The organism is Kineosporia succinea (genome assembly GCF_030811555.1).
Taxonomy (GTDB): domain Bacteria; phylum Actinomycetota; class Actinomycetes; order Actinomycetales; family Kineosporiaceae; genus Kineosporia; species Kineosporia succinea.
Genome location: NZ_JAUSQZ010000001.1, coordinates 8030644 through 8044110 on the forward strand (window position 1 = coordinate 8030644; position 13467 = coordinate 8044110).

Sequence of the window (13467 nt, forward strand, 5' to 3'; positions counted from 1 at the left end):
GACGACTACGGTAAGCGCCACCACCGACAGTCTTGTTCCCGAGCCGCCCCGGGCCGGGGATCAACTCCTCCGCAGCGGCTCGATCCGGTTGCGCCAGCACGCGTCCACCTGCGCCAGCGTGCTCGCCAGCGACCCGGAGTTGTCGAGCACCACGTCGGCGAGCGCCTCCCGCTCGGCGTCACTGGCCTGGGCCCTGATGCGGGCCTTGGCGTCTTTTCGGGTCATGCCGCGGTCGTCGACCAGCCGCCGGATGCGCTCCTCCACCGGCGCGAAGACCACCATCACCAGGTCGTAAGAGCCTCGGTTCGGGTTCTCGGCCAGCAGCGGCACGTCGTGCACCAGCACGGCGTCGTCGGGCGCGGCGTGCACGATCTCTTCCATGCGGGCAGCGACCCGCGGGTGCACGATCGAGTTCAGCCGGGCCAGCTTCTTCTCGTCCGCGAAGACGATCTGGCCCAGGGCCGGCCGGTTGAGGCTCGCGTCCTCCCGCAGGATCTTCTTGCCGAAGGTCTCGACGATCTCGGCCAGGCCGCTGGTTCCCGGCTCGACCACCTCACGGGCGATCAGATCGGCGTCCATGATGATCGCCCCGAGGTCGGACAGTCGCCGGGAGACGGTCGACTTACCGGCGCCGATGCCTCCGGTGAGAGCGGTTCGCACCATGCGCCGAAGTCTAGGGCCGACGGCCCGTTCCCCCGGGCAGGCGTACGCCGTCGCGGCATGTGACTCTTCCGGCACCCGTGGACACGCTTCGACGGCCACCCGCCGGGCCCGCACCACCCGCCCGCGAACGGCCGGAAGGCCCGGCTCCCACCATGGGGAACCGGGCCTTCCGAACGAGAACCCGACGGATCAGTTGCCGCCGGTCAGCTTCTCCCGCAGAGCAGCCAGCGCCTCGTCGGTGGCGAGGGTGCCCTCGGCCGCCGCCGGCTCGCTGGAGTAGCTCGAGCTCGAGCTGGAGGACGACGACGAGCTGGACGAAGCCGCAGCCTCGTCGCCACCCGCGGCGATGGCCTCGGCCTCGGCGGCCTTGGCCTCCTCGATCTGCTTGCGGTGGGCCTCCCAGCGCTCGTGGGCGGCGGCGTACTGCTGCTCCCACTCCTCGCGCTGCTTCTCGAAGCCCTCGAGCCAGTCGTTGGTCTCGGGGTCGAAGCCCTCGGGGTACTTGTAGTTGCCGGCCTCGTCGTACTCGGCCGCCATACCGTAGAGGGCCGGGTCGAACGTCTCGGCGCCCGCACCGGAGCCGGCCTCGTTGGCCTGCTTCAGCGAGAGGGAGATCCGACGACGCTCCAGGTCGATGTCGATGACCTTGACGAAGATCGGGTCGTTGACCTGGACGACCTGCTCCGGGATCTCCACGTGGCGCTCGGCCAGCTCGGAGATGTGGACCAGGCCCTCGATGCCCTCGTCGACGCGGACGAACGCACCGAACGGCACCAGCTTGGTGACCTTACCCGGGACGACCTGACCGATCGCGTGGGTACGGGCGAACTGCTGCCACGGGTCTTCCTGGGTCGCCTTCAGCGACAGGGAGACGCGCTCACGGTCCATGTCGACGTCGAGAACCTCGACGGTGACTTCCTGGCCGACCTCGACAACCTCACCCGGGTGGTCGATGTGCTTCCAGGACAGCTCGGACACGTGCACCAGACCGTCGACCCCACCGAGGTCGACGAAGGCGCCGAAGTTGACGATGGAGGAGACCACACCGGAGCGGACCTGGCCCTTCTGCAGCGTCTGCAGGAAGGTCTGGCGCACCTCGGACTGGGTCTGCTCGAGCCACGCACGGCGGGACAGGACCACGTTGTTGCGGTTCTTGTCCAGCTCGATGATCTTGGCCTCGATCTGCTTGCCGACGTACGGCTGCAGGTCACGGACGCGGCGCATCTCAACCAGCGAGGCCGGGAGGAAGCCGCGGAGCCCGATGTCGAGGATCAGACCACCCTTGACGACCTCGATCACCGTACCGGTGACAATGCCGTCCTCTTCCTTGATCTTCTCGATGGTGCCCCACGCGCGCTCGTACTGCGCACGCTTCTTCGAGAGGATCAGGCGCCCCTCCTTGTCCTCCTTCTGGAGAACAAGAGCCTCGACCTCGTCGCCGACGGTGACGACCTCGTTGGGGTCGACGTCGTGCTTGATCGAGAGTTCACGCGAGGGAATGACACCCTCGGTCTTGTAGCCGATGTCGAGCAGCACCTCGTCGCGGTCGACCTTGACGATCGTCCCCGAGACGATGTCACCGTCGTTGAAGTACTTGATCGTCTCGTCGATGGCCGCGAGGAAATCGGCCTCGGTGCCGATGTCGTTGACCGCGATCTGCGGCGTGCTCGCCTTTTCGGCCGTACTGGTGCTCATAAAGTAGGGGCTCCGATGCGGACTGTTGAATAGATGGGACATGGACGGCGGCTCCGGACCCCCCGGGGTGCTGGACCGGTCAGTGGTGCTCGACCGGTCGCGGGCAGCAGGAAAGCCTAGATCCGCCTTCCATAGCCTATCCCTCGCGGGAAGGCAGGGCAAAGCCGGTCTGGCGACGACACGCCCGGATCCGGGACGCACGCTGACCTGACGCGGATCTGACCGGGCACGACGCCCGTCCGGGCCGAAACCGGGCGGGCCGGGGATTGCGGGCGGGCCGGGATCGCAGGCGGGCCGTGATCCCGGCCCCCACCGCGGTGGGCGTGAGCGCGGCCGGACGCCGGCACCACGGTGACGAGGCCTGCACTCACGAGCTCGGCACCGCACGAGGCCGCCCCGTACGCCCGTCTCACGCCGACGGCGAGCACGTGGGGTTGGATGCTCGGGTGACCCCTTCCGATCTGCGCTCAGCCGGCTACCGCGACGCCGGGGCCGAGGAGAGCGCCCGCGCCGGGCGCACCTGGTGGGACGAGAACGCCGCCGAGTACCAGCTCGAGCACGGCGCCGACCTGGCCGGGCGGCTGATCTGGGGCCCAGAGAAACTGGACGAGGCCGACGCCGGACTGCTCGGCCCCGTCGAGGGCCGGCACGTGCTCGAAGTGGGCGCGGGCAGTGCCGACAGCAGCACCTGGCTCCGGGGCCAGGGCGCCCGGGCGGTCGCGACCGACATCTCCGCCGGGATGCTGCGCGGCGCCGGCGGTGATGCCACCCAGAAGGCCGCCACGACCGCCACTCCCCGCCTCGTTTGCGACGCCCGCGTGCTCCCCTTCGCCGACGCGTCCTTCGACGTGGTCTTCACCGCCTACGGTGCGCTCCCCTTCGTCGCCGACCCCGAGCGGGTGCACGCCGAGGTCGCCCGGGTGCTGCGCCCGGGCGGGCGCTGGGTGTTCTCCGTGACCCACCCGCTGCGCTGGGCGTTCGCAGACGACGGCGGCGAGGGCGGCCTCACCGCGCGCCGCCCGTACTTCGACCGCACCCCGTACGTCGAGACCGACGAGCGGGGCACCGTCAGCTACTCCGAGCACCACCGCACGGTCGGCGACCGGGTGCGCGAACTCGCCGCCGCCGGATTCCGGCTCGTGGACCTGGTCGAGCCGGAGTGGCCGGCGGACCTGGAACGGACGTGGGGCTCGTGGAGCCCGCTGCGGGGCCGCCTGATCCCCGGGACCGCGATCTTCGTCAGCACCCTCGACCGGCGGCAACCACCCAACTCGTGACTCCGGGGGCGACCTGCGACCGAGCGCACAGCTGGCCCACGCCGGGCTCGTCACCGCCGCCCTCGACCAGCTGCACACCCGACAAGGTGAGCCTCACCGCCTGATCAGGGCATCAGAGCATCAGTGCGCGGCCTCGTGCCACGACCGGCCGACCCCGACCGACACGTCGAGCGGCACGTTGAGCGAGGCCGCCCCGGCCATGCCCTCACGCACCAGCGCCTCGACCTGCTCACGCTCGCCCGGGAAGACCTCGAGCACCAGTTCGTCGTGCACCTGCAGCAGCATGCGCGAACGCAGCCCCTGCTCACGCAGCCGCCGGTCGACCTCGAGCATGGCCACCTTGACGATGTCGGCGGCGGAGCCCTGGATCGGGGCGTTCAGGGCCATGCGCTCGGCCATCTCGCGCCGCTGCCGGTTGTCGCTGACCAGGTCGGGCAGGTAGCGGCGGCGGCCGAGGATGGTCTCGGTGTAGCCGGTGCGGCGGGCCTCGTCGACCACGCCGCGCAGGTAGTCGCGCACCCCGCCGAAACGGTCGAAGTAGTCTTCCATCAGGGTTTTCGCCTCGTCGACCGGGATGTTCAGCTGCCGCGACAGCCCGAACGCCGAAAGACCGTAGGCCAGGCCGTAACTCATGGCCTTGATCTTGGAGCGCATCGCGGCGGTGACGTCGGCCGGCTCGACCGCGAACACCCGGCTGCCGACGAAGCGGTGCAGGTCTTCACCGGAGCGGAAGGCCTCGATCAGCCCCTCGTCCTCCGAGAGGTGCGCCATGATGCGCATCTCGATCTGCGAGTAGTCGGCCGTGAGCAGGCACTCGAAATCGGGCCCGACCACGAAGGTCTCGCGGATACGGCGGCCCTCTTCGGTGCGCACCGGGATGTTCTGCAGGTTCGGGTCGGTGCTGGACAGCCGCCCGGTGGCCGCGATGGTCTGCAGGTACGTGGTGTGAACGCGGCCGTCGTCACTCACCGCCGCGAGCAGGCCCGCCACGGTCTGCCGCAGCTTGGTGGCGTCGCGGTGACGCAGCAGGTGGGCCAGGAACGGGTGCTCGGTCTTGACGAAGAGGTCGGCCAGGGCCTCGGCGTCGGTGGTGTACCCGGTCTTGGTGCGCTTGGTCTTGGGCATGTCGAGCTCGTCGAACAGCACCACCTGCAGCTGCTTCGGCGAGCCCAGGTTGATCTCCTTGCCGATCGCCTCGAACGCCTGCTTGCCGGCGTCGGCCACGGCCGCGGCGAAGTAGCTGTCGAGCTCGCCCAGGGCGTCCTGGTCGATCGCGATGCCGTGCTGCTCCATCACCCGCAGCACCCCCAGCAACGGCAGCTCGACGTCGGTGAGCAGCCCGGCCGCACCCCGCGAGGCCAGGTCGGACTGCAGCGCACCCCACAGGTCGATGACCGCCCGCGCCCGCACCATGGCCAGCTCGGCCTCGTCGGGACCGGCCGTCTCTTCCATGTCGAGCGTGAGCTGCTGGTTGACCGGCGCCTCCTCGGCCTTGAGCGCCCGGCCGAGATGCCGCACGGTGAGGTCGGCCAGGTCGTAGCTGCGCTGGTCGGGCAGGCAGAGGTAGGCGGCGAGCGCCGTGTCGCCGATGATGCCCTCGACCACCAGCCCGCGGTCGGACAGGGCGGTGAGCGGGCCCTTGGCGTCGTGCAGGACCTTGGGTTTCGAGGCGTCGGCGAGCCAGGCGGAGACGGCGGCGAGCGCCTCGGCGTCGGCCTCGACCAGGTTCACGAAAGCGGCCGGGCCGGGCTGGCCGGGCGAGGGCTCGGGTGCGGCGATCGCGATGCCGGTGGCGTCTCCGTGGCCCGCCTTCCAGGTGCCGAGGACCGTGATGCCCACGGCCACACCGGCGTTCGCGCCCAGCCAGGTGCCGACGGCGGTGCCGGTGAGTTTCTCGGCCGCCAGGTCGAACCCCTCCTCGGCCTCCGGCTCGGGTGAGGCCAGGGTGGCGAACAGCCGCTCGCGCAGCACCCGGAACTCCAGACCGTCGAAGACCTGGTGCACCTCTTCTCGGTCCCAGCCGGGCAGCCGCAGGTCGGCCGGGGCGAGCGGCAGGTCGACGTCGCGCACCAGGTGGTTGACCTGACGGTTGATGAGCACCTGGGGAAGGTGGTCGCGCAGGCTCTGGCCGGCCTTGCCCTTGATCGCGTCGGCACTGGCGACGATGCCGTCGAGGTCGCCGTACAGCCCGACCCACTTGGCGGCCGTCTTCGGGCCGACCCCGGGGATGCCGGGCAGGTTGTCGCTGGTCTCGCCGACCAGGGCGGCCAGGTCGGGGTAGCGCTCGGGGGCCAGGCCGTATTTCGCCTCGACCGCCTCGGGGGTCATGCGGGAGAGCTCGGAGACGCCGCGCGTGGGGTAGAGCACCGTGACGTTGTCGCGCACGAGCTGGAACGTGTCGCGGTCGCCGGAGCAGATGAGCACCTCGTAGCCGGCGTCACCGGCCTGGGTGGCGAGCGTGGCGATGATGTCGTCGGCCTCGAAACCGGGCTTCTCCAGCATCGGCACGCGCAGCGCGGCGAGCACCTCCTTGATCAACGAGACCTGCGGCCCGAACTCCTCGGGCGACTTCGAGCGGTTGCCCTTGTACTCGGCGTAGGTCTCGGTGCGGAAGGTCTGCCGGGAGACGTCGAACGCCACGGCGACGTGATCGGGCGCCTCGTCGCGCAGCACGTTGATCAGCATCGACGTGAACCCGTAGACGGCGTTGGTCACCTGGCCGGTGGCCGTGGAGAAGTTCTCCACGGGCAGCGCGTAGAAGGCGCGGTAGGCCAGGGAGTGCCCGTCGATCAGCAGAAGGCGCGGCCGCGTGGTCGTTGTCTCGCTCACGTCTGACACCCTATGGCCCATGTCCGACAGTCTTGGTTCACCGGAGTCCGACGGCGCGGCCGCGCAGCAGTTCTCGTCCGCCCTCACCGACCGGATGGGCATCGTGATCACCGGGATCGGTGCCGAGCGAACCACCGGCACGATGCCCGTCGAGGGCAACACCCAGCCGTTCGGCCTGCTGCACGGCGGGGCCTCGGCGGTGCTCGCCGAGACGCTCGGGTCGATCGCGGCGAACGAGCACGCGCAGACCATGGGCCTGGTCGCGGTGGGTCTGGAGATCAGCGCGACCCATCACCGGGGAGTGCGTTCCGGTCTGGTCTCCGGGGTCGCCGAGGCGGTGCACCGGGGCCGGAGTACCGCGACCTACCAGATCACGATCACCGACGAGCACGACAAGCGGGTGTGCACCTCACGCCTCACCTGTGTCTTCCTGCCCGATCCCTCAAAACCCAAGAGCTGAGATGAAGGACGACCCGGTCGCCTGAGTCTCCCGGGGCACCGAACCCGGCGGCCGGGATGACCCGTGATCTTCTCCCGGGGCACTTCAGGTGCCCCGGGAGCCGAACCCGACCGGCGCGTCCACCATCGGCACCTCAGGCACCGATCGACTCACTCTGACGCCGGGCCCGCGCCCGCAGCGACCGTCGCCGCGAGAGCAGGTGCTCGAGCGCACCGCGCTGCCCGTCGGCCCCGGACAGCCGGCGCCGCAGGGCCGAGGGGGTGACCGCCCGGCGCACCGTGACCGGCGCGAAACCCAGCCGCGCGAACCAGCGCTGGGTGTCTTTCGCCGCGGTCGGCACCCCGGCGATCACCTGCTCGACCCCGAGCCGCTCGGCGTGCCCGGCCACGTGCGCGAGCATCGCCCGGGCCACGCCGTGCCGCCGCTCGGACGGGGCCACCCAGAACTCGTCGACGCACAGCGCGGTCGAGCCGGTGAGCACGTTCAGTGGGCTCTCACGCATGACCAGGAACCCGACGGGCCGGTCGCCACTGCGCGCCAGCACCACCTCGAGCTCCCCTCCCCCGATCGCCTCGCCGAGACGGGAGGCAGCCGACACCGGCGGCGCGACCGCCCGCGCCGGCCGGGACAGCTCCTCGGTACTGCGCGACCACAGGGCCAGCACGTCGTCGACGTCAGCCACCCCCGCGCGCCTGATCTCCACCGGACCTCGGGACACCTGTGGCCTCCTGGCCGCCCGTCCGGGAGCACTCCCCCGGTTCGCCCACGACGCGTTCCCCCGCGCCGGGCCACCGCATCACCGGGGCCGAGCACATCATGGCGAACCCGGACGCTCCAGGCGGTTCGAATCCGGAAAAACCCGGCGAGGAGACCACAGGCGCCCCTCGGCTCACTTCACCGGCTGGGCCTGCAGGAACTTCTGCACCCCGTCGTGGTTGCGCATCACCGAGATGTCCTTGGCGTTGGTGTCGCCGGTGGCCGGATCGATGACGATCTCCTTGCCGGTCGCCGACTTCTCCGCCGGGATGGTGATGCCCGCACCCTCGAACACCGCGTCGCGCACGCCCTTGCGGGTGCCGTCGGACTGCTCGATCGCGGCCATGATCACCTGCACCGCGGCCACACCGTAGAGCGCGTAGCTGGTGCGCGGAGCCCGGCCGTACTTCGCCCGGTACTTGGTCAGCAGGTCACCGGCGACCCCCTGCTGGTCCATCAGCTGCTCGGTGGCCAGGCCCGCGAAGGTGGCGTACAGCCCCTCCGACTCCGGCTGCGCGTCGAGGGCCGGGTAACCGCTCCAGCCGTCGGGGGTCAGGAAGGTGGTCTCGTCGTTGTCACCGAGCACCGAGATCTTGTCTTTCAGGAGCTGACCGCCGTTGGCGTCGTAGATGCCGCCGACGTAGACGCAGTCCGGCCCCATCTGCTTGATCTTCTCAAAGAGCGCGGTGTAGTTCGTGGCCAGCGGGTCGTAGGCCTCGTTGCCGAGCACCTCGATGCCGATCTTCGAGGCCTGGGTCTGGAAGGCCTTGGACACACCCTGACCGTAGGTCTGGTTGTCGTTGAGGATGTAGCACCGGGTGACCTTCAGGGTCTCCTTGGCGAAGTCGGCCGCCGCGGTGCCCTGGAAGTCGTCGGTGGTGATGACCCGGGCGAAGTTCTTCTTGCCGCTGGGCGCGTAGAGCTCGGGCTCGCCCGGGTCCCAGGCCTTGGTCAGGCCGGGGTTGGTGGCGGCGTGGGAGACGTGCAGCATGGGGCCGTCGGGCGCCTGGTTCAGCACCGGGGTCTCGAGTTTCGTGCAGCCGGAGTTGAATTCGCCCAGGACCGCGACCTCCGACTTGTCGGCCACGTGCTTCTGCGCGTTGGCGCTGCAGGTGGCCGCGTCCCAGGAACCGGCCGTGGCTGTGGAGTTGTCGTACTTCTTCAGCTCGATCGAGAAGTCACCGGCCCGGTAACCGACCGACTCCAGGTAGATCTCGATGATGTCGTTGGTGTCTTTCTGGGCGTCGCCGGCGACACCCTGCAGCGGCAGGTCGGTGGCGATGACCAGTTTCTTGCCGCCGCCGGAACTGCTCGCGTCGTCACCGGATCCACCGCCGCAGGCGGCCAGGCCGAGTGCCGCCACCGCCACGACAGCCATGACACGAACCGGTGTTCTCATGTGCTACCTCTTCCCTGACCAGACCTCGGCCATACCCCGACCATTGCGCGACCGGCACTCCGAGCCCGGCCGCGACCTTCGAACCTAGGGCGTGCGGGCGCCGGGCACTGCGGCCCGGCGACCGGAAAATCAAGGTTGCAGAACGATTATGGACGCGCGGAACCAGCGCGCGGCCCGGTTTCCCTGGTCAGGTTTCCGGAAGGTGCCATGCGAGTGCATTGTTCGAGAGCCGCGAAATTCATTTCAGAGCCGCGATCGGCCCGGACGGGCAACCGTCCTGCCTCGAAGTCCGCCGCAAAACGGCTGAGGGCCGGACCCGTTCGACGGATCCGGCCCTCAGCGACGAGTCGTCAGCCGCCCAGGTAGGCCTTGACGATGCTGTCGTCCTTGAGCATGTCGCGGGCCACACCCTCCTGCTTGAGGTGACCCGACTCCAGCACGTAGGCGTAGTCACCGATCCGGAGCGCGGCGAGCGCGTTCTGCTCCACCACCAGCACCGTGGTGCCCTGGTCGCGGATCGTCCGGATGGTGTCGAAGATCAGGTCGACCAGCACCGGGGCCAGCCCCATCGAGGGCTCGTCCAGCAGAAGCAGTTTCGGGCTGCCCATCAGCGCCCGGCCGACGGCCAGCATCTGCTGCTCACCGCCGGACATGGTCCCGGCCTTCTGGCCGATCCGCTCCTTCAGCCGGGGGAACAGGTCCAGGACCCGCTCCTTGTCGGCCGCGATCCCCGCCCTGTCGTTGCGCAGGAAGGCCCCCAGCTCGAGGTTCTCCTCCACGCTCATCTTCGGGAAGATGCGCCGGCCCTCGGGCGACTGGCAGATGCCCTTGGCCACCACCTTGTGACCGGGGATGCCGACCAGCGACTCGCCCTGGAAGGTGATCTTGCCGGTGCGCGGGCGCAGCAGCCCCGAGACCGTGCGCAGGGTCGTGGACTTGCCGGCGCCGTTGGAGCCGATCAGGGTGACGATCTCCCCCGGCTTGACCGAGAGCGAGACCCCCTTGACCGCAGCGATGTTCCCGTAGAAGACGTGAATGTCCTCGACCGTCAGCAGGTCTTCACCGCTCTTGCGGACACCTGGCTGACTCGTGGTGACAGGAGTGCTCACAGGTCACCTCCGTAACCCTCTTCGGTACCGGTCTTTCCGAGGTAGGCCTCGATCACCCGGGGGTCGGACTGGATCTCGGCGGGCAGGCCCTCGGCGATCTTCGTGCCCTGGTCCAGCACGGTGACCCGCTCGCTGACCTTCATCACCACGCTCATGTCGTGCTCGATGAGCAGGATCGACACGTTGCGGTCCTCACGCACGCGCCGCACGAAGTCGACGAACTGGGCCGACTCCTGCGGGTTCATCCCGGCCGTGGGCTCGTCGAGCAGCAGCACCTTCGGCCGCAGGGCCAGCGCCCGGGCGACCTCCAGCCGGCGCTGGTCACCGTAGGAGAGGTTGCGGGCGTAGTCACCGGCGGTCTTGCCGATGCCCATGTAGTCCAGCAGTTCGCGGGCGAACTCGCGGGCCTCGCGCTCCTCCCGCCGCTGGCGGGGGGTGCGCAGGACCGTGCCGAAGATTCCCGACTTCAGGTGGCTGTGCATCGCCACCATCACGTTCTCCTCGGCCGTCATCAGGTTGAACAACCGGATGTTCTGGAACGTGCGGGCCAGGCCCGCGTGCGCGATCTTGTGCACCGGCTGCCCCGTCACCGTGCTGCCGTCCAGCATCACGTTGCCGGTGGTCGGCCGGTAGAGACCGGTGAGCACGTTGAAGAACGTGGTCTTGCCGGCCCCGTTCGGGCCGATCAGGCTGACCACGGACTTCTCCGGGACGGTGAACGACACGTCGTTCACCGCGGTCAGGCCACCGAACTTCACGGTGATGTGCTCGGCCTCCAGAGCCACCGGGGCGGCCGTGGCCGGTGTGGTGGGTTCGGGCGCGGTGGTGGTCACTTCTTGTCCCCTCCTTCGGCCGCCGTGTCTTCCGCGGTGCCTTCCATCTCGGCTCCGAGCGACTCGATCTCTCCCCGCTCGGGTTCCTGCAGCACCTGCCGGGTCCGGGCCTCGGGGATGAGGCCCTCTCTCCGGAAGAGCATGAACAGCACCAGGATCGCCCCGAAGACCAGGAAGTTGTGCGAGGCGAAGTTGACCTGGGCGCCGGTGACGTCGTTCCAGACGTTGCCGAGCTGCCCCAGGCCGGTGGAGTTGATCCAGGCCAGCAGCAGCGCGCCGACCGTGACCCCCCAGACGTTGCCCATGCCGCCGAGCACCACCATCGCCAGCAGGATGATCGAGACCGAGAAGTTGAAGCGGTCGGCCAGCACACCACCGATGTGCGTGGCGTAGAGCACGCCGCCGATACCGCCGAACGCCGCGCCGACCGCGTAGGCCGACAGCTTGATCCGCATCAGCGGCACGCCCATCATGCTCGCCGCCAGCTCGTCCTCGCGGATCGCCAGCCAGGCCCGGCCCAGCCGGCCTTCCCGGATGCGCAGCGAGACGAACATGGCCAGGGCCAGCATCAGGGCGAAGACGATGAACTTGAGGTTCAGGTCGAAGGTGCCGATCGTCGCCGGCACCCCGGGGATGAGCTGGAACGGGCCGGTCGGGATCTGGTCGATACCGGTGATGCCCTTGGTGCCGTTGGTGATGTTCCAGGTGCCGTTGGGGCCGACCCGCTCACCGTTGCGGAAGACCTCCGGCAGGATCTCGCCGAAACCCAGGGTGACCAGGGCCAGGTAGTCGCTCTTGAGGCGCAGCGTCGGCGCACCGATGATCACGCCGGCCAGGGCGCAGACCAGGGCCGCGATGATCAGCACCAGCCAGAAGTTGACGTGGATGCCGCGTTCCTGGCCGGGCAGCGGGTGCCCGAGGATGTTGATCTTCAGGTTCGCCCAGGCCGGGTTGACCTGGTTGGCGAAGGGGGCCATCAGCCAGCCGGCGACGTATCCGCCGATGCCCCAGAAGGCGACGTAGCCGAGGTCGAGCAGGCCGGAGTAGCCCACCACGATGTTCAGGCCGAGCGCGAAGACCGCCCAGATGACGGCCTCGTTGACCGCCGTCATGGGCAGCCACTCACCGAAGCCGGTCTGGAAGTCGCTGTTCGTCTCGGGGAGGATCCACTGGTTGAACACGAAGACCAGGACGCCGAGCGCCAGGAAGCCGAGGGGCCAGCCGAACCGGGCGGCCGGGTTGGTGCTGGGAGCCGGTGGTTTCACCACGGGCCGGGTGGAGGTGGTCGACACCGGCTACACCTTCTCTGTCGTGGCCGTGCCGAGGATGCCCTCGGGCTTGAACACCATCAGCAGGATCAGCACGGTGAAGACCACGGTCATCGACCACTGCTGTCCCAGCAGGAAGCCGTCGTTGAGGCTCTGCAGGATGCCGATCAGGAAGCCGCCGAGCACCGCGCCCTGCAGGTTGCCGATTCCGCCGAGAACCGCTGCGGTGAAGGCGATCAGGCCCAGGCGGAAGCCCAGGTTGTAGTTCGTGGTGCCGACCGACTGCAGGTACAGCAGGCCTGCCGCACCGGCCAGGCCACCACCGAGGGCGAACACGAAGGCGATCGTCCGGTCGACGTCGATCCCCATCAGCCGGGCCGCGTCCTGGTCCTGGGCGACGGCGCGCATCGCCTTGCCGGCCCGGGTGCGCTGCACCAGGTACACCATGATCAGCAGCAGGGGCACGGTCACGGCCAGCACGACCACGGTGGTGTAGGGCACGCGGACCGAGCCGATGCTGAAGCTGTCGTTGCCGAACATCGTGGACCACTGCTTGGGGGCGGACCCGGTCATGAAGTTGCGCTGGCCGACCCACTGGTACATGAAGCTCAGGCCGACCGCCGTGATCAGCGGGGCCAGCTTGGGTGCCCGCCGGAGCCTGCGGTAGGCCACTCGCTCGGCGGCGACGTTCACCGTGGCGGCCACCACGATGGCGATCAGCAACGCCAGGGCCACGGCCCCCACCGCCCCGATCGTGAAGCTGTCCGCCGAGAACCAGCTCGCGGCGACGATGCCCGACAGGACCGTGGCCAGCATGAACAGGTCGCCGTGGGAGAAGTTGATCAGCTCGATGATGCCGTAGACCATCGTGTAGCCCAGAGCGATCAGCGCATAGAGCGCGCCGTTGCCGACGCCCGCCACGAGCAACGAGGCGAACTGCTGGGGATGAGCGACGAGTTCGTAGACGAGCCAGATGCCCACTGCTGCCAGCAGCAGGAGTCCTAGGGAGTTCGCGGCGACTTCCTGAGGCCGCCGTCGAGGCTTCACCTCGGACGCGGCAATCGCGGGTGTGGTCATGAAACGCTCTTTTCGGGCGGCTGCGGGGAGAACCGGGTACTGACAAGGGACCGGGTGGGACCTTCCGTTCGTGGAAGGACCCACCCGGCGCGGTACTACTC

Annotated in this window: 11 protein-coding genes; 2 read left to right on the forward strand and 9 right to left on the reverse strand. The window is 69.3% G+C overall.

Going from position 1 to position 13467, the window contains the following annotated elements; translation table 11 throughout:
- Window positions 1-60: 60 nt before the first annotated feature.
- Both coaE and rpsA read right to left on the reverse strand, forming a co-directional pair.
- Entirely contained in the window at window positions 61-663 is a 603-nt protein-coding gene (coaE, locus tag J2S57_RS35115; RefSeq protein ID WP_307250926.1) for a dephospho-CoA kinase, read from the reverse strand.
- Between the two features lie 189 nt (window positions 664-852).
- A complete protein-coding gene (gene rpsA / locus J2S57_RS35120) occupies window positions 853-2358 on the reverse strand; it encodes a 30S ribosomal protein S1 (RefSeq protein ID WP_307250928.1) in 1506 nt (501 codons plus the stop codon).
- A 446-nt stretch (window positions 2359-2804) separates the two neighbouring features.
- On the opposite strand from rpsA, the gene J2S57_RS35125 reads away from it, so the two are divergent.
- Window positions 2805-3635 (forward strand): class I SAM-dependent methyltransferase, encoded by an 831-nt coding sequence (locus J2S57_RS35125; protein WP_307250930.1) that lies wholly within the window; start codon window positions 2805-2807, stop codon window positions 3633-3635.
- Between the two features lie 120 nt (window positions 3636-3755).
- Here the strand turns inward: J2S57_RS35125 and polA are convergent, their stop codons facing one another.
- Window positions 3756-6485 carry a DNA polymerase I gene (gene polA, locus J2S57_RS35130; RefSeq protein WP_370882532.1) on the reverse strand — a complete coding sequence of 910 codons (2730 nt, stop codon included), beginning with the start codon at window positions 6483-6485 and terminating at the stop codon, window positions 3756-3758.
- Here polA and J2S57_RS35135 point away from each other — a divergent pair.
- Window positions 6484-6924: a hotdog fold thioesterase gene (locus J2S57_RS35135; protein WP_307250934.1), complete on the forward strand. Its 441-nt coding sequence runs from the start codon at window positions 6484-6486 to the stop codon at window positions 6922-6924. The two genes, polA and J2S57_RS35135, sit on opposite strands and share 2 nt — an antisense overlap.
- Before the next feature lie 133 nt (window positions 6925-7057).
- On the opposite strand, the gene J2S57_RS35140 is transcribed toward J2S57_RS35135, so the two are convergent.
- The 6 genes from J2S57_RS35140 to J2S57_RS35165 all read right to left on the reverse strand — a co-directional run bounded on the left by J2S57_RS35140 (window position 7058) and on the right by J2S57_RS35165 (window position 13366).
- Window positions 7058-7606, reverse strand: coding sequence for a GNAT family N-acetyltransferase (locus tag J2S57_RS35140; RefSeq protein ID WP_370882533.1), 549 nt, complete (start codon window positions 7604-7606; stop codon window positions 7058-7060).
- Between the two features lie 207 nt (window positions 7607-7813).
- Window positions 7814-9058, reverse strand: a complete 1245-nt coding sequence (locus J2S57_RS35145; protein WP_307250937.1) for a branched-chain amino acid ABC transporter substrate-binding protein — start codon at window positions 9056-9058, stop codon at window positions 7814-7816.
- A gap of 371 nt (window positions 9059-9429) precedes the next feature.
- The gene (locus J2S57_RS35150) at window positions 9430-10188 is read right to left on the reverse strand and encodes an ABC transporter ATP-binding protein (RefSeq protein ID WP_370882534.1); all 759 of its coding nucleotides are present in this window, start codon (window positions 10186-10188) and stop codon (window positions 9430-9432) included.
- Complete coding sequence (locus J2S57_RS35155) at window positions 10185-11021, reverse strand: ABC transporter ATP-binding protein (protein ID WP_307250939.1); 837 nt, start codon at window positions 11019-11021, stop codon at window positions 10185-10187. Before J2S57_RS35155 ends, J2S57_RS35150 begins: the two co-directional genes overlap by 4 nt.
- Window positions 11018-12313: a branched-chain amino acid ABC transporter permease gene (locus J2S57_RS35160; protein WP_307250941.1), complete on the reverse strand. Its 1296-nt coding sequence runs from the start codon at window positions 12311-12313 to the stop codon at window positions 11018-11020. The genes J2S57_RS35155 and J2S57_RS35160 overlap by 4 nt, the downstream gene beginning before the upstream one ends.
- 3 nt (window positions 12314-12316) lie before the next feature.
- Window positions 12317-13366, reverse strand: a complete 1050-nt coding sequence (locus J2S57_RS35165; protein ID WP_307250943.1) for a branched-chain amino acid ABC transporter permease — start codon at window positions 13364-13366, stop codon at window positions 12317-12319.
- Window positions 13367-13467: the final 101 nt, after the last annotated feature.